This window comes from Staphylococcus sp. HMSC068C09 (genome assembly GCF_001813735.1).
Classification (GTDB): Bacteria; Bacillota; Bacilli; order Staphylococcales; family Staphylococcaceae; genus Staphylococcus; species Staphylococcus hominis.
This window is the reverse complement of the sequence record NZ_KV813763.1, coordinates 1-422: the sequence shown is the minus strand read 5'-3', so window position 1 is coordinate 422 and position 422 is coordinate 1. Positions and strand designations below refer to the sequence as shown.

Here is a 422-nt window from a genome sequence, read left to right as displayed (position 1 = left end):
CACAGGTACTATGATTTCACCGAGTCTCTCGTTGAGACAGTGCCCAAATCGTTACGCCTTTCGTGCGGGTCGGAACTTACCCGACAAGGAATTTCGCTACCTTAGGACCGTTATAGTTACGGCCGCCGTTTACTGGGGCTTCGATTCGTAGCTTCGCAGAAGCTAACCACTCCTCTTAACCTTCCAGCACCGGGCAGGCGTCAGCCCCTATACATCACCTTACGGTTTAGCAGAGACCTGTGTTTTTGATAAACAGTCGCTTGGGCCTATTCACTGCGGCTCTTCTGGGCTTGCACCCTAAAGAGCACCCCTTCTCCCGAAGTTACGGGGTCATTTTGCCGAGTTCCTTAACGAGAGTTCGCTCGCTCACCTTAGAATTCTCATCTTGACTACCTGTGTCGGTTTGCGGTACGGGCACCTAA

Annotated in this window: 1 rRNA gene; it reads right to left on the bottom strand. The window is 52.1% G+C overall.

The annotated features are described in order from the left end of the window. Positions 1-422, bottom strand: a 23S ribosomal RNA gene (locus tag HMPREF2930_RS07480); the annotation flags it as partial.